This is a genomic window from Streptococcus sp. P25B114 (assembly GCF_053010325.1).
The window spans coordinates 22,530-46,645 of record NZ_JBRKNW010000004.1; the positions used below are offsets into that span (position 1 = coordinate 22,530).

Annotated in this window: 18 protein-coding genes and 1 pseudogene; 12 read left to right on the forward strand and 7 right to left on the reverse strand. The window is 46.3% G+C overall.

Features of this window, described 5'->3' with window-relative positions; genetic code table 11:
- Positions 1–4: 4 nt before the first annotated feature.
- Positions 5–304 carry a YbaB/EbfC family nucleoid-associated protein gene (locus ACVC7T_RS02840; RefSeq protein ID WP_105110617.1) on the reverse strand — a complete coding sequence of 100 codons (300 nt, stop codon included), beginning with the start codon at positions 302–304 and terminating at the stop codon, positions 5–7.
- A 174-nt stretch (positions 305–478) separates the two neighbouring features.
- Here ACVC7T_RS02840 and ACVC7T_RS02845 point away from each other — a divergent pair, with 174 nt between their 5' ends.
- A complete protein-coding gene (locus ACVC7T_RS02845; protein ID WP_447262437.1) occupies positions 479–1,648 on the forward strand; it encodes an SIS domain-containing protein in 1,170 nt (389 codons plus the stop codon).
- A 42-nt stretch (positions 1,649–1,690) separates the two neighbouring features.
- Here ACVC7T_RS02845 and ACVC7T_RS02850 read toward each other — a convergent pair whose 3' ends face one another.
- On the reverse strand, positions 1,691–3,961 hold the full coding sequence (locus ACVC7T_RS02850) for a Xaa-Pro dipeptidyl-peptidase (RefSeq protein WP_447262438.1): 2,271 nt from the start codon (positions 3,959–3,961) through the stop codon (positions 1,691–1,693).
- Between the two features lie 171 nt (positions 3,962–4,132).
- On the opposite strand from ACVC7T_RS02850, the gene ACVC7T_RS02855 reads away from it, so the two are divergent.
- The 5 genes and pseudogenes from ACVC7T_RS02855 to ACVC7T_RS02875 form a co-directional block, all read left to right on the forward strand.
- A complete protein-coding gene (locus ACVC7T_RS02855) occupies positions 4,133–4,873 on the forward strand; it encodes a CppA family protein (RefSeq protein WP_238143437.1) in 741 nt (246 codons plus the stop codon).
- Positions 4,870–5,811: a serine hydrolase domain-containing protein gene (locus ACVC7T_RS02860; RefSeq protein ID WP_447262439.1), complete on the forward strand. Its 942-nt coding sequence runs from the start codon at positions 4,870–4,872 to the stop codon at positions 5,809–5,811. Before ACVC7T_RS02855 ends, ACVC7T_RS02860 begins: the two co-directional genes overlap by 4 nt.
- Positions 5,805–6,341: a DUF1697 domain-containing protein gene (locus ACVC7T_RS02865; protein WP_447262454.1), complete on the forward strand. Its 537-nt coding sequence runs from the start codon at positions 5,805–5,807 to the stop codon at positions 6,339–6,341. Before ACVC7T_RS02860 ends, ACVC7T_RS02865 begins: the two co-directional genes overlap by 7 nt.
- Positions 6,342–6,583: 242 nt before the next feature.
- Positions 6,584–7,804, forward strand: a complete 1,221-nt coding sequence (locus ACVC7T_RS02870; protein ID WP_105160752.1) for an MFS transporter — start codon at positions 6,584–6,586, stop codon at positions 7,802–7,804.
- A 161-nt stretch (positions 7,805–7,965) separates the two neighbouring features.
- A pseudogene (locus ACVC7T_RS02875) lies at positions 7,966–8,562 on the forward strand (Fic family protein); the annotation flags it as partial.
- 154 nt (positions 8,563–8,716) lie between these two features.
- On the opposite strand, the gene pflB reads toward ACVC7T_RS02875, so the two are convergent.
- Positions 8,717–11,065, reverse strand: coding sequence for a formate C-acetyltransferase (gene pflB / locus ACVC7T_RS02880; protein WP_105110623.1), 2,349 nt, complete (start codon positions 11,063–11,065; stop codon positions 8,717–8,719).
- A gap of 273 nt (positions 11,066–11,338) precedes the next feature.
- On the opposite strand from pflB, the gene dinB reads away from it, so the two are divergent.
- The 6 genes from dinB (at position 11,339) to ACVC7T_RS02910 (ending at position 19,136) form a co-directional block, all read left to right on the forward strand.
- Positions 11,339–12,403, forward strand: a complete 1,065-nt coding sequence (dinB, locus tag ACVC7T_RS02885) for a DNA polymerase IV (RefSeq protein WP_105160114.1) — start codon at positions 11,339–11,341, stop codon at positions 12,401–12,403.
- Between the two features lie 103 nt (positions 12,404–12,506).
- A complete protein-coding gene (locus ACVC7T_RS02890) occupies positions 12,507–13,430 on the forward strand; it encodes a 1-phosphofructokinase family hexose kinase (protein ID WP_125266510.1) in 924 nt (307 codons plus the stop codon).
- A gap of 200 nt (positions 13,431–13,630) precedes the next feature.
- On the forward strand, positions 13,631–14,731 hold the full coding sequence (locus tag ACVC7T_RS02895) for a galactose ABC transporter substrate-binding protein (RefSeq protein ID WP_105110626.1): 1,101 nt from the start codon (positions 13,631–13,633) through the stop codon (positions 14,729–14,731).
- Positions 14,732–15,019: 288 nt separating this feature from the next.
- On the forward strand, positions 15,020–16,552 hold the full coding sequence (locus ACVC7T_RS02900) for a sugar ABC transporter ATP-binding protein (RefSeq protein WP_105160111.1): 1,533 nt from the start codon (positions 15,020–15,022) through the stop codon (positions 16,550–16,552).
- Positions 16,545–17,552 (forward strand): ABC transporter permease subunit, encoded by a 1,008-nt coding sequence (locus tag ACVC7T_RS02905; RefSeq protein WP_105160110.1) that lies wholly within the window; start codon positions 16,545–16,547, stop codon positions 17,550–17,552. Before ACVC7T_RS02900 ends, ACVC7T_RS02905 begins: the two co-directional genes overlap by 8 nt.
- A 525-nt stretch (positions 17,553–18,077) precedes the next feature.
- The gene (locus ACVC7T_RS02910; protein WP_105160115.1) at positions 18,078–19,136 is read left to right on the forward strand and encodes a serine hydrolase; all 1,059 of its coding nucleotides are present in this window, start codon (positions 18,078–18,080) and stop codon (positions 19,134–19,136) included.
- An 86-nt stretch (positions 19,137–19,222) separates the two neighbouring features.
- Here ACVC7T_RS02910 and ACVC7T_RS02915 read toward each other — a convergent pair whose 3' ends face one another.
- The 4 genes from ACVC7T_RS02915 to rnhC form a co-directional block, all read right to left on the reverse strand.
- Entirely contained in the window at positions 19,223–19,963 is a 741-nt protein-coding gene (locus ACVC7T_RS02915) for a hypothetical protein (RefSeq protein WP_105161219.1), read from the reverse strand.
- Positions 19,964–20,060: 97 nt separating this feature from the next.
- A complete protein-coding gene (gene recD2, locus ACVC7T_RS02920; RefSeq protein WP_447262440.1) occupies positions 20,061–22,544 on the reverse strand; it encodes an SF1B family DNA helicase RecD2 in 2,484 nt (827 codons plus the stop codon).
- A gap of 51 nt (positions 22,545–22,595) precedes the next feature.
- Positions 22,596–23,216, reverse strand: a complete 621-nt coding sequence (gene lepB, locus ACVC7T_RS02925; protein WP_105111737.1) for a signal peptidase I — start codon at positions 23,214–23,216, stop codon at positions 22,596–22,598.
- 11 nt (positions 23,217–23,227) lie between these two features.
- A complete protein-coding gene (gene rnhC / locus ACVC7T_RS02930) occupies positions 23,228–24,115 on the reverse strand; it encodes a ribonuclease HIII (RefSeq protein WP_447262441.1) in 888 nt (295 codons plus the stop codon).
- Between the last annotated feature and the right edge of the window lies 1 nt (position 24,116).

Genomic DNA, 24,116 nt, shown 5'->3' on the forward strand with positions numbered 1-24,116 from the left:
CTTTCTAAAATGGCAATTTCCCTGCGAAGGCACCGAGTTTCTTCTTGGTTGCCTCATCAATTTGTTCCAGCGCTGCATTAACCGCCTGAATGGTCATATCCTGCAAGGTTTCGATGTCGTCAGCGTCAACAACTTCAGGTTTGAAGTCGATGGCAACCAATTTCTTGTCGCCTGTCAAAGTTGCGGTGACCAAGTCTTGTGCAGAAGTGCCTGTAAACTGGGTTGCAGCCAGTTCAGCCTGGCTTTTCTCCATTTGCTTTTGCAATTTCTGGGCCTGTTTCATCATTTGTTGCATATTCATCATAGTGTCTTTCCTCCAAAAGTATTCTGGAAGTATTATAGCATGAAAAGCGCCGAATTGAGTAGGAAAAAAGTTAGAGAAAATTAAAATATTAACCTACTTTAAGTTGACTTTGTGGAAAAAATCGCTTATAATAAAAGAAAAACTGGTTATAACCAGATGAAACGAGGAGGACCTATGTTCCGTTTAGCAAAAGAAGAACTTGAAAAGTTGGGTGCCCATATTACAGCGGGTGAGATTTTTCAACAGCCTGGACTCTGGCGTGAGGCCTACCAGCTCTATCTCGATAAGCTTGAAGTCATAGAGCGCTTTGTGGCTGACATCAAGGAGAAACATGATTTTGTCCATGTCATTTTGACAGGGGCAGGGACATCTGACTTCGTTGGTCAGAGCATCGCCAACTACCTCAATAATGTCAATGACTTGAAACGCATTCGCTTCTCAGCCATTGGTACGGTAGAATTGGTTGGTCGTCCGCATGATTATCTTCAGGCTGATGTACCGACTATCCTGGTATCCTTTGCCCGTTCTGGAAATTCTCCAGAGAGTGTGGCAGCGGTGGAAATTGCCAAGACACTGGTTGACACCCTTTACCAAGTAACCATTACCTGTGCACCTGAAGGGAAATTGGCTCAAGCGGCAGAGGGAGATGCAGACAATCTCTTGCTCTTGCAACCAGCCGGCTCCAACGATAAGGGCTTTGCCATGACAGGTTCTTACAGCTGTATGTCCTTGACGGCCCTGCTTGTCTTCTCGTCAGCTAGCCAAGAAGAAAAAGCTGCATGGGTCGACACCATTGCTCGCCTTGGCCAGGATGTCTTGGACCGTGAGGACTTCATCCAAGAGATTATTGATCTGGATTTTGAGCGCGTGATTTACCTGGGAGCAGGCGGTTTCTACGGGGTTGCCCACGAGGCTCAGCTGAAGATTTTGGAATTGACCGCTGGTAAGATTGCGACCATGTACGAGTCTCCGCTCGGTTTCCGTCATGGACCAAAATCCTTTATCAACGACAAGACCTTGATTTTCCAATTTGTCTCAAATGATGCTTATACACGTCAGTACGATGTGGACCTCTTGAATGAGGTGCATGGGGATGCAATAGCAGAGCGAATTGTTGCCCTTTCTGCATCGAAATTGGAAGGCACTGAGGCACCAAATTTCGTCCTCGCAGAAGGCGGAGCAGAGCTACCAGACGTCTTCTTGACCTTCCCATACGTGGTCTTTGCCCAAACGGTGTCTATCATGGCAGCCATCAAGTGCAAGAACTTGCCAGACACTCCGTCGCCAACCGGAACGGTGAATCGAGTGGTGCAAGGTGTGATTATTCATCCTTTAGAAAAATAGGCAGTAAAAAAAACGAGTTGCAGGTGCAGCTCGTTTTCTGGTTTATGCATGCGGTAAATGTAGCTTGGACTGTGCCAAGTCCACTGTGATGCGATAGTCTGTGTTGTCGCGCACGGTGATTTCAAAGTCGGTCGTATAGAGGACCAGGCGGAGTTTATCGCCTTTTTTCAGCTTGTAAATGGTTGGCTGGAGTTCCCAGGTCAGGTTCATCCACTCATCTGGTGTGACGGACTCAACGGTCATCAAGTCACAGCGATTTTGCAGGTTAAGATAGCCTTTGGTGATGACTCGTTGTGGGCTTTCTTTGAATGGCAATTCGGTCAAATTTTCCTGAGCGTGGTAGCGACCGTTGTCTAAGCTGAGGCGAGCCAGCGGTACTGGGATTGGTGCCAGGCGTTTTGCTGGTCCAAAGTCCAATAACTGGGCAGACAAGAGCCCTTTGGCTAGATTGGATTTGACACGGAGTTCTAAGCAGGCTCTACCGTTGAGCTGGACATCTTGGTCCAGTTCAATGTCCACCGTAATCTGATTGGCCTTGTCCGCAAACAAGTCTTGGTGGAAACTTGGATAGGATTTGCCGTATTTAGCAAAGGTTTCCTCATCATAGTTGTTTTGAATAGCTGCCTCAGCCTGTCCCAGACCCAAGCTGATTTGCTGGTCTCCGCCAAAGGTTTCCAGTGTGGTCCAGCTTTGCTCGCCAGTATTTTCCTGCCAAACGACGGTCGGAAGTTGGTAGGCATTGTCGTAGCCCAGCAGTTTTTGGCTGAGCAGGGCGTTCATGCTTTCACGGAAATCAATGGATTGCCAATTATTGATGTAAACGTGGGCACCATTGTGGAAAAAGAGGTGCTTGTTAATGTGGGCTGGCAGAGCGTGGAACATATTCCAGACATGAATAGGCTTGACATTCCAATCCTGCGAGCCGTGGGTAAAGACGACCTCACACTTGACCTTGTCGGCATTGAGTAAATAATTGCGGTCCTGCCAATACTGGTTGTAATCGCCTGTCTGACGGTCAAGGGCAGAGCGCTCAGCAGCCGATCTCTTCTCGTAGTCAGCCTTGTTGCGCAGGAAGTCACCTGCCTGCAAACTCTTGGAGTAGGTCAGAGCAGTCAGGCTGTCCAAGTCTTCTCCCGGATAACCACCGGGGTTGGTCACCAAACCATTTTCACGGTAGTAATCATACCAAGACGAAATCCCTGCCTCGGCGATAACTGCCTCAAGTCCGTCAACACCTGTTGTCGCAAGGGCATTGGACATGGTCCCTAGATAAGACAGTCCCGTCGTCGCTACCTTACCATTGGCCCAATCAGCCTTGACCTCTAGCGAGCGGGTGTGGTCTGTGTAGGCCTTGGTGCGACCGTTCAGCCAGTCAATCACCGCTTTGTAGCCCTCAACCTGCTGGTAGTCACCAGACGTCATGTAGCCAGTCGATCCTAGAGTTCCAACTCCAGACACATGGAGGCTGGCGAAACCACGAGCAAGGAAGTAATCATTGAGGGAGTAAGAAGTGATGTGGCCCAGTTTTTCGGTGGCAGGGCTGACAGGCAGGTCCCGCTGGTCCAAGTCTAGCTTAGTGATGCTGGTCTGCTTGACCTCAATGGTGCCAGCTGGTTTTTCCGCCAACTCCCCTTCCATCTTGTGCAGGGCCTTGTCGCTGGCAACTTCATTGACTCCTTGATGATAAGGGCTGTTGGTAATAACCGCAGGGATTTTCCCGTCAAAGTACGGACGGAGGATGGAAACTTTGACAATATCAGTCTGGCCAGTCCCAGCCGTATCGACAGGTGTTTCGACATAGACCACCTCACGAATGAGATTTTTAGTTGAAAAGGTCGCCAAGGATTTTCCGTTGAAGAAGTGGTAGCGATTGTCCTCAGGAATCAGGTCGTCACTGACCAGCTGGTCAATCAAGGTATTGCCTGACTTGGTACGCGTATTGAGTAGCTGATAGAGATTTTCAATGATGTCGCCAAAGACAATTGGGAAATTGGTTTTCTCGGCAAAAGCCGCAACATCAGTATAGTCAAAGTTTGGCACAAAGCCCAGCAATTGAAAGGCTACTTGGTAGAAAACTTCCGCAGTGACTTGGCGGTCCGACTGAAAGAAGGTCAAGAGGTCTGTCTCCCAGTCTGCAATCATATTGGACAGGGCAAAGTCTGTGTTGGTTGTCAGAAAATGACAGGTTCTTACGAAGATTTCCAGGATTTCTTTTATTTCTGCTTGACTATCGACCGCAAAGCCGATAGAATGGAGTTCGTTTACAATGGTTTCCCGATTTTGTGGGATGTATGAAAATTGATTAAAACGCATAGGAGCTCCTTATTTTCTGAAATTATCTACCTTCCATTATAGCGGAAAAGGGGCAAATTTGTCTAAGAATAGTTAGAAATTCTGTAAGGAAAAATGTCGAAATCTACAGGAAATCATTTGTAAAATTAAGTAAAATTCTATATAATATCTAGGAATGATATTAGGAGGGAAATGATTGTGTTAAGGGAAAATCAAGCCGTAGTACCTGTGCTGCGGGTCAATAATAGAAGTGTTAATCAAGCCTTCCTAGAAGATAATTTGGGGATGAAAACCAAGCTGGAAGACGGCCCATTTGCGGAATTTGCTGGTCATCAAGACAGCGAGATTAGGCTGGTTTTGCAGGAATCGCCAGGCAATCGTAGCCGGGCTGTTCATGGACTGAAGAAGCTCAATAAAATCATTATCAAGGTCGAGAAGGTTCACGAAATTGAGGCTCTGTTGGCTAATGGAACGGTTTACAGCAAGCTCTACAAGGGGCATAATGGCTATGGTTTTGAGGCAGTATCGCCTGAGGGAGATACTTTTTTGCTCCACAGTGAGGCAAGCATCGATGATTTAACAGCTATTCTGCCACCAGTTCCTTTTAAGGGGGATGCTGATTTCGCTGGTTTAAGTCATTTTGAGGTGGAGTCTGTTTGGATTAACAGCCCTCATCCAGTAGTTAGCCAGGATTTTTATGAGACTATCTTGCCCAACCAGGACTTTTTGCGTTTTGTTGGGGCAGAGGGTGAAGATTTACTGACACCAGCAGAAGAGATCTGGGACTTGGACAGCCTCCGTTTTGCGGTAGAGAGTGATTATGATTGGTCTGATTTGGAGAGCAAGCTGGACGTTCCATTTTTCAAAGACAAGAAAGCGACTTTTATCCAAACAACAGACCCAAGCGGTATTGAATTGTGGTTTGAAAAATGAGACAAGCAATTTTAGACAAGATTTCAGAGCAGATTGGGCAAGGAGTCTATCCTGGTGCCAGTCTGGCTCTTTTTTCTAAGGGTCAGTGGCAGGAGTATTATCTGGGTACTCAGGATGGTCAGACGCCAGTTGAGGCGGGTTTGACCTATGATTTGGCTTCTGTTTCCAAGGTGGTGGGAGTTGGCACTCTTGCGACTTTTTTGGTCAATAGCGGAGCTTTGGAGCTAGATAGAACCTTGCAGTCTTACTATCCTGCTTTTCAGAATAGTCAAGTGACCATCCGGCAATTATTGACCCATACTAGCGGTATCGATCCTTTCATTCCCAATCGGGATAGTCTGGATGCAGACCAATTAAAAGAAGCGATTTTGAAGATTAGGGTGACGGAGAAGAAGGACTTTTTCTATACTGATATCAATTTTCTGCTCTTGGGCTTTTTGCTGGAGGAAATGCTGGGGGACAGTCTGGACCAGCTCATTAAACGCCGTATCCTAGAGCCCTTTGGCATGTCCCAAACCAGCTACGGACCAGTTAGCGAGGCAGTGCCAACCCTTAAGGGCGTCAAGGCAGGTGTGGTGCACGATCCTAAGGCGCGTGTCTTGGGGCTCCATGCGGGGAGTGCGGGCCTCTTTTCAACGGTCAGGGATTTAGAAATCTTTTTGGACCAGTATTTGACGGCGGATTTTGCAGGTCAATTGACCCAAGATTATGGCTTTGATGCCAATCGTAGCCGTTCGCTAGCCTGGGATAAGAAGGGGAACTGGTTGTCTCACACAGGCTATACAGGCACCTTTATCATGTACAATCGTCCTTTACAGCTGGCGGCTATTTTCCTGTCTAATCGGACCTACGATAAGGACGAGCGGGCTCAGTGGAAGTTGGACCGCAATCAGGTCATGAAATTGATAAAACAGGTTTTGGAGGAGGAAGTATCGTGAGATATGTCTTGTTACTGCGGGGCATCAATGTCGGCGGTCGCAATAAAATCGTCATGGCGGAGCTCCGCCAGCAGGTGGTTGATTTGGGCTACACAGATGTTGAGACCTATATCAATTCTGGGAATTTGTTTTTCTCGTCGGCCCATAGCAGAGCGGATATCGTGGCGGACTTTGACCAGTTTTTTGCGGCGAATTATCCTTTTGTTGAGACCTTTGCTCTTCTGAGCGAAGAAGATTACGGGGCGGAGCTAGCCCAATTACCAGCTTGGTGGCAGGAAGATTATTTCCGAAAGAATGTTCTCTTCTTTACAGAGAAACTTGATTTAGGAAAATTGAAAACCTATCTGACTAAGCTAGATCTAGGCGATGAGATTGTTCATTTGACGGATCGGGCTATTTATTGGGCGGTGACTTCTGAGGCAGGCTACCACGGCACGGCCTATCATAAAAAATTAGCTGGTTCTCACTTTTACAAGCAATTGACCATCCGGAATGATAAGACGTTTGAGAAGTTGGGGACTTACTTTTAGAAGTACTGCATAAATTTAGTTGACAGTTCTTCTCTTTTTTAGTAGACTGGTAAAAATTGTTAATAGCTTTAACTGTGTCCTGTGAGGCATAAAAGTGAATCAATGAGAGATGGAAAGGTATTTTTCCACATTATTTTAATGCACTTTTAAGAGCAGGGACGGTAGTTCCTGTTTTTGTTTGAGCTTTTCTCAATTTTTAATAAAGGTGGTCTGTGAGCCACCATTAAAAAGGAGAATTATCTATGTTGGGTTTGAAACTCGATAAAAATAATCAGCGTGCCTTAGCGGCGGCCATTGTGGCTTCTGGAACAGACGATTTAAATGTCATGTTCCTGTCATTTTCTATGGCTAATATCATAGCAGAGCTGGGCATTTCTGGAGCCCAGGCCGGCTGGATTGCGACCATCACCAATCTGGGTATGCTACTGGGTGGACTAGTATTCGGTGTCCTTGCTGACCGCTACAATAAATTTAAGGTTTTCAAGTGGACCATTGTCATCTTTGCAGTTGCCACGGGACTCATCTACTTTACCAATAGCCTGCCTTACCTTTACCTCATGCGTTTTATTGCCGGCATCGGGGTCGGTGGTGAGTATGGTGTCGCTATTGCTATTATGGCGGGTATTGTCCCCAAGGAAAAGATGGGACGAATTTCTTCCCTCAATGGTATAGCGGGCCAGATTGGTTCTATCAGTTCGGCTCTCTTGGCAGGCTGGTTGGCTCCAAGTTTAGGCTGGAAGGGGCTCTTCCTTTTTGGACTCTTGCCTCTCCTTCTGGTCTTATGGATGCAAGTGGCTATAAAAGATGATGCCATCTTAGACCATTCTCCAGGCCAGGACAAGGAAGATACGGAAGTTGCTCATGTTAGTCAATTGTTCAAAACGCCTGCTTTGACAGCCCAGACACTGGCATTGATGGTTATGACAACGGTGCAAATCGCAGGCTACTTCGGTATGATGAATTGGTTGCCGACCATTATTCAAACCAGTCTAAATATTAGTGTCAAAGATTCTTCTTTGTGGATGGTCACTACCATTCTTGGCATGTGTATCGGTATGCTGGTTTTCGGCCATATCCTGGATAAATTTGGTCCTCGGCCAGTCTACAGTGCCTTTCTCCTTGCCTCGGTCGTCTGTGTCTATCTCTTCCAGTTTGCTAATTCCCAAGTGACTATGATTCTGGGTGGTATGATTGTTGGTTTCTTTGTAAATGGGATGTTCGCAGGCTATGGTGCTATGATTACCCGACTTTATCCACATCACATCCGCTCTACAGCCAATAACGTTATCTTAAACGTCGGTCGGGCAGTAGGAGGCTTCTCCTCTGTCATTATCGGTATGATTCTGGATGCTTCCAGCCCAGCCACTGTCATGGTCTTCCTATCTAGTCTTTACCTGATTAGCTTTGTAGCAATGCTCTCCATTCAAAATTTGAAGAAAGAACGGTATAGCCAATTTCAGTAGCTGAAGAGAATTTGGTTGCTGAATGTGATTGATTTTTAGAATTACTATTCTACCGATTTCAGTCTGATTTTGACGATCTGTTATTCTATCAAAGTTGTTAAGTTATCCATATCCTTCCGAAAATCCTCTCCCTATCCTTCCGTTTATCGCCTCTCCTTCCGACCCTCCGTGAGACAGATATGGTCTTGCGCGGTTTGACCATTGACCAGAAACCTGTGAAAGATCACCTTGAGGCCATTGGTCACAGGGAAGCTTTTGAGTATGTGCAGACCCTGGTGGCAGAGGGTGCTCCCTTGACTGAGCAAGTCGTGAAGGATATTCACTATCTGGTATTATCGGATAAAAAAGACGGTAGGGGCGTCTATCGAAAAGTGCCGGTACGTATCATGGGAGCTACAAATAAACCTGCCCAGCCTTTTATGGAGCAATGGCTGGCGGACTATGCTCAAAGTCAGGAAGACATCGTGACCAAGATGGCTCGTTTTCACATCGCCTTTGAAAGTATCCATCCCTTTATTGATGAGAATGGTCGGACGGGTAGGCTTTTGGTTAACCTGGAGCTGATGAAGGCTGGCTACCCTCCGATTGATATAAAATTCTCGGATTGACTAGTTTACTGCAAGGCCTTTGATGACTTTCATGCCAAAGGAAGTTTGTCAGCAATGGAAGATTTGTTTGCCCCTTATTTGAATGAGATATTAGATATGTATTTATCTACCTATCTATCCTATCTCTCAATCATGTGGAATAGTTGCTAGAAAGAATAAGGAGTGCCTATGGCTCGGTAGTATCTTCTTAATGATGCGGTGACGGAAACGAATAATTATCAAGGGAGCCCGTTGTTTCTTCAGAAGAAAAATTCTTATACAGCAAAAAGGACCTGCATTGCAAGTCCTTTTCAGTTTGTTTTGATTAAGCATTCACACCTGAAACTTCAGCTGCGTGGTCGTCCATTGAGAGAACTTCGTGGAAGACACGTTGGGTCAATTCCATTTTTTGCTCTTTAGTGAGGTATTTAGTGTTTACGCAGTATCCAGAGATACGAACGATAACGTCCTCACCAGCCATGATTTTCTCATAAACGTCGTTCAAGTCCATAACGTTCAAGTTAACGTGCTGACCCCCTTGTTCGAAGTAACCGTCAAGGATTGTCACCAAGTTTGTTACTTGCTCATCGAAGGTCTTACCAAGCGCTTTTGGAGAAACTTGAGTGGTCAATGAGATACCGTCGTTGGCATGGTTGAAGTCCAATTTAGAAAGGGTGTTCAAGTTTTGCAACCAACCACCACGAGCTTTAGAAGTTGGGTTGGCACCTGGTGGGAAGAATTCTACTTTAGAAGTGTTGACTGAGCCATCTTCGTTGAGGAATACCCCACGGTGAACTGGTGAGTTACCAGTTTGTTTAGAGTAGGCAACGTTTGAAGTGATAGTCAAGATAGACACGGCAGCTTCCGCATTCTTATAGAGTTTCTTGCTTGCAAGACGAGTATAGAATGCTTCCATGAGCCATTTCGCAATATCATCTACACGGTCATCATCCTCACCGTAGCGTGGGAAGTCACCGATTACTTCATAGTCATAGATAAAGCCATCTTCGTCACGGATTGGTTTAACCTGCGCGTGCTTGATAGCTGACAAGGAGTCGACTGTATTAGCAAATCCACAGATACCGAAGCCCATGTTTGCACGAAGGTGAGTTGGCAAGAAGGCCATTTGAACTGCTTCGTAGTTGTACTTGTCGGTCATGAAGTGGATGATGTTCATGGCATCCACATAGGTATCTGTCAACCAGTCAAGGGCAGTTTCAAAGTCTTTGATGACACGGTCGTAGGTGAAGATTTCTTCTTGGTTTGGCTCAACACCGTCAAATACCTTGTATTCTTTGTGGACATCATCGTAACCAGCGTTCCAGCTTGAAAGAAGACCTTTCAAAACGTTGACACGAGCACCGAAGTACTGGATGTTGTGGCGTTTGTCTTCGCTTTCTGGGTCAAGTGGTGACACACAGCAAGAGATACAAGACATTTCGCCGTAGCCGTCTTTGGCCATGGTTGTTACACCTTCGTATTGGATAGAAGAGTGTTTGTGGCTCATAGCCATACAGTAGCGACGGAAGGCATACGGCAATTTGTCAGACCAGAGAACGGTCAAGTTTGGTTCTGGCGAGTTGCCGATATTGTCAAGCGTGTTGAGGAAACGGTAGTCCATCTTGGTAACACGGTGGCGACCGTCATTACCCATACCTGCCATAGAAGTGGTCAAGAAGGTAGGGTCACCAGAGTAGATTTCGTCGAATGATTTTGTACGAGCAAATTTAACGGTACGAAGTTTCAATACGAAATCGTCAACAAATTCTTGGATTTCTGATTCTGTAAATGTTCCGCGAGCCAAGTCACGTTCTGCATAGATATCAAGAACGATTGGTACACGACCGAGGGAAGTTGCAGCACCGTTGATGACACGACATACTGCCATGAAGGCGATGTTGGTCCACTGGATAGCTTCCTTGGTGTTCATGGCTGGTTTACGGACGTCAACGCCGTAGTGGTCACCCAAGCGAACAACTTGTTGGAGAGCTTGATACTGCATGTTGATTTCTTCGCGGAGACGGATGGATTCTTCATCAATCTCAGTGATAGCATTCCAGTCGGCTACCTTTTCTTCCATGAGGTAGTCAGCCCCGTAAAGTGCCAAACGTGCGTACATACCGATGATACGACCACGAGAATAAGCATCTGGCAGACCAGAAACGTGGTGGGAGTGGCGGGCGCGGCGGATGTTAGCTGTGTAGGCACGGAAGATACCGTCATTTACAGTGGTTGCGTGTTTGGTGTAAATTTCATGCAAGAGTGGATCTGGAGTGTAGCCGTTTTCGATGAGAGTAGTCTCAGCCATACGGATACCGCCTCTTGGCATGAAGTTAAGCTTGAAGAGTTCATCATTTTGGATACCAAAGATGAGCTCATTTTCTTTATCGATGAAGCCAGGGCCAATATCAGCAATAGAAGTTGCACGGTCGATATCCATAGGGAAACGAGTGTCTTCGTAGCCTGCTTTTGTCTCCTCGATAATTTTTTTAATATGCAGTGAACGCTCAGTTGGGCCTGCAAGGAAGCTTTCATCACCATCATATGGCGTGTAGTTGGCTTGTACGAAACGAGTTACACTAGCCTTATCTTGCCAGTCGGTACCTTTGAAGCCTTCCCAGGCTTGGGCGAAAATGTCTTCAGTAACGTTTTTAGTTTTTACTTTTGTTGACATGAGGGTTCTCCTTTGAGTTTTTGCAAATAATATGCTTGTGATTATTATAACACTATAAAACGCTTTCTTCAAGGCAAAAATCAATGAAAGTTTGTGAAAGTTGTTTCGGAATATTTCAGAAAATGCCTGAGTATACGGATTGTAAGTGCTTGGTAAGAAATATGATTTTATGTGTTGTTATAATAAAATTCTTTGTGAAAAATCGATTGTGATGAAATATTGTGCGGAAAGGGGTATAATGGTTGAAAATAGATTTCACCAGAAAGGAGCATCATGTTAGTTTTTCCGCTTATCAATGACCTATCCCGCAAGATTATCCACATTGACATGGATGCTTTTTTCGCTGCTATTGAGGTGCGGGACAATCCCAGTCTCAAGGGCAAGCCGGTTATCATTGGGGCGGATCCGAGACTGTCTGGCGGTCGGGGGGTGGTGTCCACCTGTAGTTATGAGGCGCGTGCCTTTGGAATTCATTCGGCTATGTCCTCCAAAGAAGCTTATGAACGCTGTCCCCAGGCGGTTTTCATTTCAGGGAACTATGATAAATACCAGGAAATTGGTCTCCAGGTCCGCGAAATTTTCCACCGCTATACGGATTTAGTCGAGCCCATGTCCATCGATGAGGCCTATCTGGATGTGACGGAAAATAAGCTGGGCATCACTTCGGCTGTCAAGATTGCCAAACTCATCCAGTACGATATCTGGAAGGAGCTACACCTGACGGCATCAGCTGGCGTCTCCTACAATAAATTTCTGGCTAAAATCGCCTCGGACATGGAAAAGCCGCATGGATTGACCCTGATTAAGCCGGAGGATGCGGTGCCGGTTTTGGCCAGTCTCCCTGTCGAGAAATTTCACGGAGTTGGTAAGAAGACCGTCGAAAAACTGCATCAGATGGGAGTCTATACTGGGGCAGATTTGTTAGATGTATCGGAGATGACTTTGATTGACACTTTCGGTCGTTTTGGTTTTGATCTCTACCGCAAGGCCAGAGGTATTTCCAATTCACCCGTAAAAACCAATCGCATCCGCAAGTCTATCGGTAAGGAGCGGACCTACCGCAAGTTGCTCTATCGTGAAGAGGATGCTCTGCAAGAGTTGGGTAAGCTCTGTCAGAAGGTGGCGGTTAGTCTGACCAAGCACCAGAAAAAAGGACGGACCATTGTCCTCAAAATCCGCTACGGAGATTTTTCGACCCTGACCAAGCGCCATAGTTTTTCGGAGGCGACTGACCAGGCCGATAGGATTGAGAAGGAAGTCCGCCAAATCTTTGAAGAAGTCGGCCAGCCAGAAAAGGGCATTCGTTTGCTGGGTGTGACCGTTACCAATTTCAAATAGGGAAATCAGAAAATTTCTGGTTCCTTTTTATAATTTTTTAAACCATATATCAACATATCTGTTATAATGATCATAGAACATCACATCAAAAAAGGAGATTGCTATGATTCATCTTGTCTGTCCCAACCCTGCTCTTGACCGAACCCTCTTGGTTGAGGCTATTGAGAAAAATATTCCCCTACGTCCCTTTGAAGTCCGAGATTATCCAGGTGGCAAGAGTTTCAATGTGGCCCATGCCCTCAAGGAAAACGGCCAGACGGACTATGTTATCCATACTATTTTAGGTGGAGCGATTGGTCGCTACATCGAGGAACTCAATGCTGACAAGGGCAATGCCCTCAAGGTGGTTCAGTCTGGGCAAAACACCCGCACCTGCAATATCTACGTTGAAACATCGACAGGGGATGTGGTTCTCTTCTATGAAAAAGGCCTGGAATTGACTGCAGAACTCCTGGATCAATTTACTAAGCAAATCGAGGAAAGCCTGCAACCAGGTGATACCTTGGTCTTTTCAGGCAGTCTGATGAAGGGGATGCCGGATGATTATATCCAGCGGTTTATTGAAAAATTCCCTGCGGTCCGCACCATTGTGGATACCAGTGGTGCAGCCCTTCGTGCCGCTTACGAGGCTCGTCCAGCCCTGATTAAAATTAACAATGAGGAGCTCAAGGACATCTATCCAGAGTTGGATGAACATGACCCAGAAGATGTACTGCGTATCCTCAAAGAAGTGACTCCTCACGAAAATCTTATCGTGACCCTGGGCAGCAAGGGAAGTCTGGCCAAAATCGGTCAACGCTTTTTCCGTATCCAATCCCCTAAGAAAGAGGCTAAAAATCCAATTGCAGCTGGAGATTTCTATCTGGGTCTCCTTGTCAAGGGGATCAGCCAAAATCAAGAGCCAGAAATCTTCCTCAAGGAGGCTGCTGCCTATGCAACTGCCAACTGCCTCAATTATTTCCCAGAAGTTGCGCCAGAGCAATTCGCAGAAATCTTAGCAGAAGTTCAATTTGAAGAATTAGTCTAGTCATTCCTTATCGCATCCTCGGAAACGGGGATGCTTTGCTTTATGTTAAAAATTTTCAGAAAAAATAAATATATCGATAATGGTAAAAAACTATTGACAAAAAAGCCAATAAGTTTTACTATATTGATATACAAGAAAACGTTTACAAAAATTGCTTGCAATACAGGTTTGTGCTTCTCATAAATAGAAAGGAATAGGGAATGAAAAAAGTATTGAAATTTTTAGCAATTGCTTTTGTAGGTTTGGTTTTGGTTGCTTGTGGCCAGGCAGCTCAAAAATCGGGTTCAGATTCTGACGGAGGTTCAGGTGGAACTGGAGAAACCTTCGAAGTCGGCGTTGCTATCTATCAATTTAACGATAACTTCATGACACTCTATCGTGAAGAATTGGACGCATATTTCAAAAAATTAGGCGAAGAAACTGGTAATACCTACAACTTGGATATCCAGGATGGTAAGCAAGACCAGGCTACCCAGACAGAGCAAATCAATAACTTTATCGCTCAAGGTAAAGATATTATCCTTGCAAACTTGGTTGACCCAACAGCGGCAGGTACCATCATTAACTCAGCAAAAGCTGCAAATATCCCTGTTGTCTTCATCAACCGCGAGCCTGAAGTAGCTGAGTTGGAAATCTGGCCTGGTAAGACTGCCTATGTCGGTGCTGATGCAACTCAATCAGGTACTTATCAAGGCGAAATCATCGCAGCAACTGATTCTAAAGGGGATATCAACGGTGACGGTACTGTGACCTATATTACTCTCTTCGGTGACCCAGCTAACGTAGATGCTCAACAACGTACTACCTACTCTGTTAAAGCTCTTGACGACGCAGGTATCAAACGCGAAGCCTTGGCTGAACCATATCTTGCAAACTGGGATACTGCTAAAGGTCAAGAAGTGACTGCAGCTGCTTTAGAACAATTCGGCGACAAATTGGAAGTTGTATTTGCTAACAATGACGGTATGGCTGTCGGTGCGGTAACAGCTATCAAGGCTGCTGGCCGTACAGTTGGTAAAGATATCCTAGTAGTCGGTGTAGATGCTATTCCAGATGCTATGGAACTTCTTGGTAAAGGCGAGTTGACAGGTACAGTATTGAACGACCACTTCAACCAATCTCACACCGCAGCAAATATCGCAGTTGAGTTGATGAGTGGTAAAGACGTTTCACCTTACTACTGGGTTAACTATGTGAAAGTTACAAAAGCAGAAGATGCTGAACTCAAAGAAGCAGAAGCTAGAAAAGAAACCATCGACGAAATCAAAGAGCGTTATGCAAAACGTGATGCCGATAAATAAGCAAACTGACTAGTGTAATCAATTTTGGTAAACGACAGTGCGTTCTCACTATTCTATGATATCCAGTAACAATGGTCCTGATTAGTATAGTGAGAACTTAGAACCTGTATTCGCAACCCGGCACTTTTAGCTAAGGCCAATTTTCTGCCACTCATCGTTCGTTTTTCACAGGAATACAGCCAGTATTCCTGTGAAAAACGGCCTTGATTAGCAAAAAGCTATCTCTTATCTAAATGTGCCTTACTTGTGAATGCAGGTTCTTATTTTTTGAAAAGGAGACCTAGGAGAATGAGTGAATATATTTTAGAAATGAAACATATTACCAAGACATTTCCGGGTGTTAAGGCCTTGGACGATGTGACCTTCAAGCTCCGTCCGGGAACCGTTCATGCCCTGATGGGTGAAAATGGTGCAGGCAAATCCACCCTCATGAAATGCTTGTTTGGAATTTACCATCGAGATGGTGGCACTATCATCTTTGATGGCAAGGAAGTGGATTTCAAGGATTCCAAAGAGGCCATTGATGCAGGTGTGTCCATGATCCACCAGGAATTGCAGCCCATCCGCATGATGACCATCGCTGAAAATGTCTTTCTAGGCAATTACCCTCTGGGTAAGTTCAATCTAGTTGACCATGCCAAGATGAACCAGGATACAAGGGCTTTACTGGAAGAGGTTGGTCTTTACATGGACCCCAAAACCTTGCTTAATGCCCTGACTGTATCACAGATGCAATCGGTGGAGATTGCTAAGGCCATTTCGCATAATGCCAAGGTTGTCATCATGGACGAACCAACTTCCTCTCTGACTAGCTCAGAAGTGGAGAAACTTTTTGAAATCATTGCTCAGCTCAAGGCCAAAAACATTGGAATCATCTATATTTCCCACAAGATGGATGAGATTTTGCGGATTTCAGATGACATCACAGTCATGCGGGATGGGCAGTACGTTGGTACCTGGCCAGCAGCTGATATGACGACGGCCAAGATTATCCAAGCCATGGTTGGTCGGGAATTGACCAGCCTCTTTCCGCCTAAGACCAACAAGGTGGAGGAGGAAGTCGTTCTTCATTTAGAAGAGATGACCTCGCCAAATCCTCTATCCTTCAAGCAAGCCAGCTTTGACCTCAAAAAAGGTGAAGTGCTTGGGATTGGTGGCCTGGTCGGTGCCCAACGGACCGAGCTTATGGAGGCCCTTTACGGTATTCGGGCCCTCAAACAAGGTAAGATTTACATCAAGGGCAAGGAAGTCAAGATTAAAAATCCAGCCACAGCCATTGCCAATAAGATTGCCCTGGTAACAGAAGACCGGCGTTTCAACGGTATCTTCGGCGTTCTATCGGTCTCTGATAATGCCGCTGTAGCTTCTCTCAACCAATACCTGGGTGCCTTCGGTCTCTTAGATGACAAAAAGATTAAGAATGTTGTTGATCACAATGTTGATCGTCTGCGCGTCAAGACACCGTCGACCAAGACCCACATCGAAAGCCTGTCAGGTGGTAACCAACAAAAAGTTATCCTGGCCCGCTGGTTGGCCAATGACCCAGATATTCTCATCCTGGACGAACCGACCCGTGGTATCGACGTTGGTGCCAAGTACGAAATCTACCAAATCATCAACAATCTAGCTGCCGAAGGTAAGTCCATTATCATGATTACGTCTGAAATGTCTGAACTTCTGGGCGTGTCTGACCGCATCATGGTCATGTGTGAAGGACGGATTTCTGGTTTCTTGGATAAGGAAGAGGCAACCCAGGAGGCCGTGATGCAACTGGCAACTAAATTTATGACTGGCAATCAAGGAGGAGATGACAATGCCTAAATTAGAAACAAAAGCCACTCAATCCTTTAACCTAGGAGAATTTCTAACCAAGAACTCCATGTACATCGTGGTAGCGGCTATGATTCTCTATACAGGATTGACCCAAAACAACTTCTTTACCCTGGGGAACGCGGCCAACATCATGGCCAATACCTCTGTTCGTTTCATCATTGCCCTGGGTGTGTCGGGCTGTTTGATTATCCGTGGTACTGACCTGTCAGCTGGTCGTATCGTCGGTCTGACAGCTATCATCACAGCAACTCTGGTGCAGCGTCCTGATTTCGCCCAGAAATTCTTCCCAAATTTGCCGGATTTACCGATTGTTGTCCCTCTCTTGGCAGCCTTAGCGGTGGGAGCTGTTCTCGGTCTGCTCAATGGTGCTATTATTTCCTTCCTCAGTGTGCCGCCATTTTTGGCAACTCTGGGTACCCAAATCATGACCTATGGTTTTGTCTTGATTTATTCCCAGTCTAAGCCGATTGGTACCTTTAAGGATGAGTTTGTAGCGATTGGGCAAGGCAAGCTCTTCGGCTTTATCCCTTACATTACCATTATCGCAGGCCTAGTCGGCCTGGCTATGTGGGTGCTCTACAATAAGACTCGCTATGGTAAGTACATGTACGCTATCGGGGGTAATGAAAATGCGGCTGAGGTGTCTGGTGTCAATGTCCGCATGTCCAAAATCAAGATCTTCCTTCTAGCAGGTCTGCTCTACGGATTGGCAGGTTTCCTTCTGTCAGCCAAGACAGGTTCTGCTGGTGCGGGTGCAGGTATGGGTTACGAGCTGGATGCCATTGCCTCAGCGACAATCGGTGGCGTTTCGACAGCCGGTGGTCAGGGTACCGTTCCGGGCATTCTCTTAGGGGTATTCGTCTTTGAGCTCCTTAAGGTCTGCTTGACCTACCTGGGTGTCACACCAGATATGACCAACGTTATCCAAGGTATCGTTATCGTGGTGGCAGTTGCCCTCGATATTCGTAAGACCTTGGTGAAGAGATAGAATCTGTTTATAAAAAGGCGGATAAGGTAGTTTTCCATTGGTGGATGACTGCCTATCGCCTTTTTTTGCTTGTCTGATATTCTAAAATTTCTTATATCAGCTCTTTTCCAATGATAAATGCTTGTTTTAACCAAGTAAATCAGCTATACTAGTAGAGTTATGACTAGAGAGAATGAGCAAAGAAAATCTCGGCGACAGGTTTGGACCAAGCCTGCCAAGAGAAAATATCCCCGAAGAGTTCCATCTAAGAGAAATCGTGGTCAGATTCATCAGCGTTTTCCAAGAACGATTGCGCTAGATCAGTCTAGAGAGAAGCAGATTGTACCAGGAAGACTTGCAGAAAAGCGTCTTCTTCCAAACACAGACAGGATTAAGGGAGTTGTCAAACCGACTGTGGATAAATTTCTTTCATTTTGGAAATTGCCAAAAAGAAGAAAAAAACGTGGGTCGCGGCATGGTAAAAAGCAGGTTTGGACAGACTATATTCCTATCGCTCTAGGTTTACTAGTCCTCCTTACGCTTGGTATGGTTGCCCTTTTCAATCTGGATTCGACCAAGAAAGGGATAGGCAAAGCCGATTCTTCCAACCAAGCAGCGGCGAGTGGATCGAAGGAAACAGAAACCAAAAAAGAAGTGGTCAAGCCTGTCCATAAGTCTCAGGAGGCCAAAGACTTGGTCATGCAGGAAGATTTGGCTTACATGAACAGTCTCTATCTCTATTATGATTATCCTAATCTGAGTTTAGAAGATACGGTCAAGGCCTATCTCTTGGAGCAGGGATTGGACCCATCACAGGTGGCCTTTACCTATAAGAATCTCAAAACCAATGAAGTCTTCTCCATGAACGATACCCAGCCTATGACAGCTGGCTCCACCTATAAGTTACCCCTCAATATGTTGGTGGTAGATGCGGTGGAAAAAGGTGAAGTTTCAGCGACAGAGGCTTACGATATTACCGGCACAACTTATGAATACAAGCCTGAGCATGACGCCTATGTTGCCAATTATAATGGGATGATGACAATCGCAGATATGCAATACGGCTCCATTGTAGTGTCTGAAAATACTCCAGCCTATGCCTTGGCGGAGCGCATCGGTGGTATGGACAAGGCCTACACCATGTTTGGCCGCTATGGCAAATCGAAAAATCCTGACGTGCCAACTATTTCTGCTAATGGTAATCAGACGACAACGAGCTACTATTCGCAGGTCTTGGATTACCTTTATCAGCGTCAGGACAAATACGCAGACCTGATGAAGTACCTAGATGATGCCTTTCCGGGAACTTGGTTTGAAGAGTATGTTCACGGGGTGACCGTCTACCAAAAACCCGGCTATGTCCGTGAAGCCCTCAATCTGGATGCCATTGTTATGGAGGAAACACCTTACAGCATTGCCCTTTATACAGCTCATTTTGGTGGCGCATCTGAGAACGATACCGAAATCGATCCTATGGGTTACAATCAAGTGGTCGCCCTCGCCTACGTCATCAATGAGTGGCACAGAGTCAATATGAATCCTGCTAAGGAACTTCCTTCACAAGAGGTGACAGCATCTTCAGAAGAAACAAGCAATGAAAACTAGGTGACAGCCTAGTTTTTTGTACTCAGATTGGTCATCGAAAAAAATGAAAAAGCCCGACAGGTCTAGTCGAGCTTAGTTGGTAGGACTTATTGTTCCTTATTCAGGGTTGCCATTATTTGAGCAGGTGCAGTTAAATCAATAGTTGTTGGAAATGCTGGATTGGTTGAAACACCTTGCATAATAACCTTGTATTGTCCATTTTCTAGAATGAAGCCTGGCAAGAGTTGACCTCCAGCACCACCAATGCCTGTTACACCAGGAAGTAAAGCTACTCCGTCTCCTGTCGACTTGCGAACCAGGTAATGGTTTGGTTTAGGTGAAATCAAGTCTGTAATGACAGCAGTCCGGTGTTGGACATTCCAGTCGGTTACTTCCTCATCTTCGCTTTGACGGAAGTCCTGAGTAACAGTGAAAGTCCCATCAGCTGCGACGGTTACCTCGACCATACGTGCTTGTGGACTAGTGCCTGTCCAAGTACCGACAAGTTCTGTCGGAAGAGCTACTGATGGCAAGGCCAATAGCTGGTCTCCTGTCATAGTTGTTGAGCTAGGCTGGCTTGCAATTTCTTCTTGTTTGGTCTGGTTTGAAGATGAGCTACTTTCTGCTTGAGACGAAGTAGTTGTTGTAGCACTAGATTCGGTTGCTTGGCTAGAGCTTGTATCAGTTTCTTTCTTAGTAGAATTGTCTGTAGCTTTTTTACTAGAGCTGGTTTGTTCTGTTTTCTCACTGGTCTTAGTGGATGTAGCCGGGGTAGTTTCTTTTCCACAGGCTGTTAATAAAATAGCTGCAGATAAGAGTATAATACCGTTTGTTATTTTCTTTTTCATATAAAAATCCTCCTGTTTGATTTTAGTATAGCAAAACAGAAGGATGGTGTCAACACAATTTTGTAACATTTGTAATATTTTTGTAACAAAAGTCGGTTTATTTGAAAAATAGAGCAATATCTTCATCGGTCAGGCCAATCATGGGGTCGATGGTGAGGATATTTTTTTCGTTCAGAATGTAGCTAGTGGGCTGGATGGGGGTGTTTTCCACAGGTTCTTGGTCCAGTAGGGAAAGTTGGCTGGGTGCAGATACAGTTTTTTCCACAGGCACTTTGGTTGGTGCGGGCTGTTCAGACGAGATAGACTGGGCAGATTTTGTAGGCTGATTTGGTGAAATCTGCTCTGGCTGCTCTGCCTTTTCTTCAAAATCCCCTTGGAAACGGGGAACCAGATAGGTTTTGCGTAGGGTACCGGCATTCTTGACCGCGTAGTCAAAGGCGGAGATTTCACCCAGCAGGATGAGCTTGCTCTTAGAGCGGGTGATGGCCGTGTAGACCAGATTGCGCTGGAGCATGCGGTGGCTGGTGCGGGTGATGGGCAGAATGACCACCTGAAACTCGCTCCCCTGAGATTTGTGGATGGACATGGCATAGGCAAGAGTGATTTTGTACCACTCATTGCGGGGGTAGGTCACTTCGCTACCGTCAAAATTGATGGAAATCTCGTCCTGCTTGCTGTCGGTATACTTGGCAGGCAAGAGGTCGGTGATGTAGCCCAAGTCGCCATTGAAGACATTGCTCTCAGCGTCGTTGATCAAGTGGATGACCCGGTCGCCCTGACGGAAAAGTTGGTCGTTGTGGGCAAATTCCAATTGACCCTCGCTTTTTGGGTTGAGCAGGTTTTGGGTCATGATATTGAGCTGGTCAATACCTGCTGCTCCTCGGTACATGGGTGCCAAGATTTGCACTTCCTGACTTGGGATTCCCGACTTGATGGCGGCACCGACAATGCGTTCAATCAGGGCAGGGATTTGTTCGTTTTGCGCCTCGAAATAAGACCGGTCTGCCTTTTTTTCACGGAAATCAGCTGGAAGGCTGCCTTGCCGAATTTGACTGGCAAGAGTGACAATGGTCGAGTCGTCGGACTGGCGGTAGATTTTCTCCAGCGTTAGGCTGGGTAATTTTTTAATCTTGAGCAGGTCGGCCAGGACCTGACCGGGGCTGACCGATGGCAATTGCTCCGCATCTCCGACAATGAGGACCTGCGTCTGAGAGGAAATATTCTGGAAGAGCTGGTTGGCCAACCAAGTATCGACCATAGAAAATTCATCGACGATGATAAATTCCGCATCCAGATAATCATCGCGGTAGGATTCTTCTTGACCTTCAACCAAGCCCAGATGGCGGTGGATGGTCGCAGCTGGCAGGCCGGTCAATTCATTCATCCGACGGGCGGCTCGGCCGGTTGGAGCAGCTAAGAGGACAGGACATTCGTCACGGCTTTTCGTCAAATCAATCTTGTGCAAGATAGCGTAGACCGCGATGATACCGTTGATGACTGTGGTCTTGCCTGTGCCGGGTCCGCCAGTTAGGATAAAGAGCGGATTGGTAATAGCTCGGACAATAGCCTCTTTCTGAATAGCATCGTAGGTCAGTGATGACATGCTTTCCAGCTCTGCAATGGCAGTCTCGACGTCCTTGCGTGGGAAGGGCTTGAAACCATTTTTGCCCATGAGGCGGCTGAGGTTCTTGTGAATACCTTCCTCAGCAAAGTAGAGACTGTTGTCAAAAATTTTGGTGCCTGCTTGCTGGACCTTGCCGTCATTAATGAGACCGGTCAATTCCTGCGCTACGGCAGCCGGGTCCAACTCGACATGGCGGGATTTTTCCAGCACGTCAATGCTGGCCTCTAGCAAATCACGCGCCTCGACATAAGTGTCGCCCGTCTCCATAGAGCGCTGGAGCAGGCAATAGAGCATGCCGGCTCGGAAACGCTGTGGTGAGTCGCTCTCGATGCCCAGATTTTCAGCGATTTTATCGGCAATGGTAAAGCCCATTCCTTGAACATCTTCGACCAGCTGGTAGGGATTTTCCTCGATGATTTGCAGGGTTTTCTCCTTGTACTGGTCTTGGATTTGAAAGGCGAGTTTGTTGGGAATGCCGTATTCGGCTAGTTTGGACAAAATCATCTCTGTGCCGTAGTTGAGGCGGAGTTTTTCCACAAAAGCCTGCCGATTTTTGCTGGATAATCCTGTAATCTGGGTCAATTTTTCAGGTTCGGCTAGGATTTTATCAATGGTATCCTCGCCGTAGAGCTGGACTATTTTCTCAGCCGTCTTGCGGCCGATGCCCTTGAAATGGTCGCTGGAAAAATACTTGACCAGTCCAGAGGCAGTTGGTTTACTGCGTTCGTAGCGGGAGATTTGCAGCTGCTGACCGTATTTGGGATGGGTAACCAAGTTGCCGTAAAAGCGGTAATCTTCGCCTTCAATAACGTCTGCGATGGTGCCGGTCACGATAATTTCGTAGTCGTCATAATCCGCATTGGTCTCCTCGATTTCCAAGAGCAGGATTTTATAAAAATTGCTGGGATTTTCAAAAATAATCCGGTCGATAGTTCCGGTGAAAGATACTTCTTGCATGATTTTTCCTTATCAAAAGGGAGTGGGACAGCTGTCTCACTCCTAATTAGTTTATTTTACGGTACCAATGCGGTTGAGGGGCCACATGCGGAAAACGACTTCTCCCTTGATATTGGCCTTGGTGAATGGACCAACATTACGGCTATCTAGAGAAACCAGGCGGTCATCTCCCATGAGGAAGTAGTGTCCTTCGGGTACGACATAAGACAGGCTTGGGTAGCCATTGGCATCCAGTGTGAAGGCAGTAGCAGCTGCCGCACGGTTTTGGAAGCTCTTATTATAGGAGTAGGTGGACTGGAGTTTATCTTCTTTAAAGGCTGCCAGGTACTCTGCTAAATAAGGCTCATCCACCACCTCTTCATTGATATAGAGAACGTCATTCTCAAATCGGATGGAGTCACCAGGCATACCGATAACCCGCTTGACAATCAGCTTCTCCTTGCCTTGCGAGTCCACTTCGCTGGCCACGACAATGTCAAAACGGTCAATGGTCGTTGTGCGCGCCATGATCAAGCGCTCCTTGTCATGAAGGGTTGGATCCATAGAATGTCCATCGACAGAAACAGGCTGCCAGATAAAGAGCCGTGAGAGCAAGAATCCGATAATAATCAGAGAGAAGATGCCCCACTCAGCTAGGAAGCGAGCAAGGGAATTTTTTTTAGTTGAACGCATGTGATTTCCTCTTATTTCAATAATTTTTCTGCTTTTTGTGTGTTGGCAAAGTGGAGTTTGGCGACCTGGCTGAGCCCCGCCATTCCGTATCTCTGCAAAATCTTGGCTGCGACCTGGTCGGACTTGCTGCCGGCACCGGATGGCAGATTCATGCCTAGTTGCTCCCCTAGTTGAGCCAAATTTTCCAAGAACATGGCGCGTGCGATAATGGATGATACCGCGACGGCCAGGTATTTGCCCTCAGCCTTTTCTTCCAAGGTGACAGGGTTGGCAAAGTGATTGGCCTCTTTTTTGAGATATTTCTGGTAATTTTGGATAGATGTAAAAGCGTCAATGACGATTTTCTCCGGCTGTACCCCTTTTTGGAGTAGCAGGTAGATGGCCTGATTGTGGAGTGCCACCTTGACTGATACGGCATTGTAGCCTTGCTCGATGACCTCGTTGTATTTTTTCGGGGACAATAGCAGAGCTTGGTGGGAGATTTTCTCTTTTAAGAGAGGGGCGATTTGGCAGATTTTTTGGTCTGTCATTTTTTTAGAGTCATTAACGCCCAGCAACTTGAGAAAGGCATGGTCATCAGGTGTGACGTAGCTAGCCACGACAGCCAGACCGCCAAAATAAGACCCGTTACCCACCTCGTCCGTCCCAATCATGGGCAGGTTCTGCCCGGAGATGGTCTGATCAGTCTGAGCCTGCTCATAGCCCCAACGACTGGCTTCCTGCTCTGCCATTTCCCCTTGGAAAACGACTTTTCCAGAAGTGTAGATGGAAAGGCTGGCGCCAGGAAGTTTGAAAAATGCTTCGATGTAAGGATTTTTACTGGCCTGCTGGTAGCGGGCGTAGTGGTGGAGCATCTGTGCCTTGTCTGAGGCAGTCACTTTAAGTACAGCGGTCGTCATG

Excerpts from the sequence above, each read along its gene's own strand:
- pflB (WP_105110623.1), bottom strand. The coding sequence starts at position 11,065 with ATGTCAACAAAAGTAAAAACTAAAAACGTTACTGAAGACATTTTCGCC.
- ACVC7T_RS02860 (WP_447262439.1), top strand. The coding sequence starts at position 4,870 with ATGAGACAAGCAATTTTAGACAAGATTTCAGAGCAGATTGGGCAAGGA.
- dinB (WP_105160114.1), top strand. The coding sequence starts at position 11,339 with ATGTTAGTTTTTCCGCTTATCAATGACCTATCCCGCAAGATTATCCAC.
- lepB (WP_105111737.1), bottom strand. The coding sequence starts at position 23,216 with ATGCGTTCAACTAAAAAAAATTCCCTTGCTCGCTTCCTAGCTGAGTGG.
- recD2 (WP_447262440.1), bottom strand. The coding sequence starts at position 22,544 with ATGCAAGAAGTATCTTTCACCGGAACTATCGACCGGATTATTTTTGAA.
- ACVC7T_RS02905 (WP_105160110.1), top strand. The coding sequence starts at position 16,545 with ATGCCTAAATTAGAAACAAAAGCCACTCAATCCTTTAACCTAGGAGAA.
- ACVC7T_RS02900 (WP_105160111.1), top strand. The coding sequence starts at position 15,020 with ATGAGTGAATATATTTTAGAAATGAAACATATTACCAAGACATTTCCG.
- ACVC7T_RS02850 (WP_447262438.1), bottom strand. The coding sequence starts at position 3,961 with ATGCGTTTTAATCAATTTTCATACATCCCACAAAATCGGGAAACCATT.
- ACVC7T_RS02840 (WP_105110617.1), bottom strand. The coding sequence starts at position 304 with ATGATGAATATGCAACAAATGATGAAACAGGCCCAGAAATTGCAAAAG.
- ACVC7T_RS02870 (WP_105160752.1), top strand. The coding sequence starts at position 6,584 with ATGTTGGGTTTGAAACTCGATAAAAATAATCAGCGTGCCTTAGCGGCG.
- ACVC7T_RS02890 (WP_125266510.1), top strand. The coding sequence starts at position 12,507 with ATGATTCATCTTGTCTGTCCCAACCCTGCTCTTGACCGAACCCTCTTG.
- ACVC7T_RS02855 (WP_238143437.1), top strand. The coding sequence starts at position 4,133 with ATGATTGTGTTAAGGGAAAATCAAGCCGTAGTACCTGTGCTGCGGGTC.
- ACVC7T_RS02910 (WP_105160115.1), top strand. The coding sequence starts at position 18,078 with ATGGTTGCCCTTTTCAATCTGGATTCGACCAAGAAAGGGATAGGCAAA.
- ACVC7T_RS02845 (WP_447262437.1), top strand. The coding sequence starts at position 479 with ATGTTCCGTTTAGCAAAAGAAGAACTTGAAAAGTTGGGTGCCCATATT.
- ACVC7T_RS02915 (WP_105161219.1), bottom strand. The coding sequence starts at position 19,963 with ATGAAAAAGAAAATAACAAACGGTATTATACTCTTATCTGCAGCTATT.
- rnhC (WP_447262441.1), bottom strand. The coding sequence starts at position 24,115 with ATGACGACCGCTGTACTTAAAGTGACTGCCTCAGACAAGGCACAGATG.
- ACVC7T_RS02895 (WP_105110626.1), top strand. The coding sequence starts at position 13,631 with ATGAAAAAAGTATTGAAATTTTTAGCAATTGCTTTTGTAGGTTTGGTT.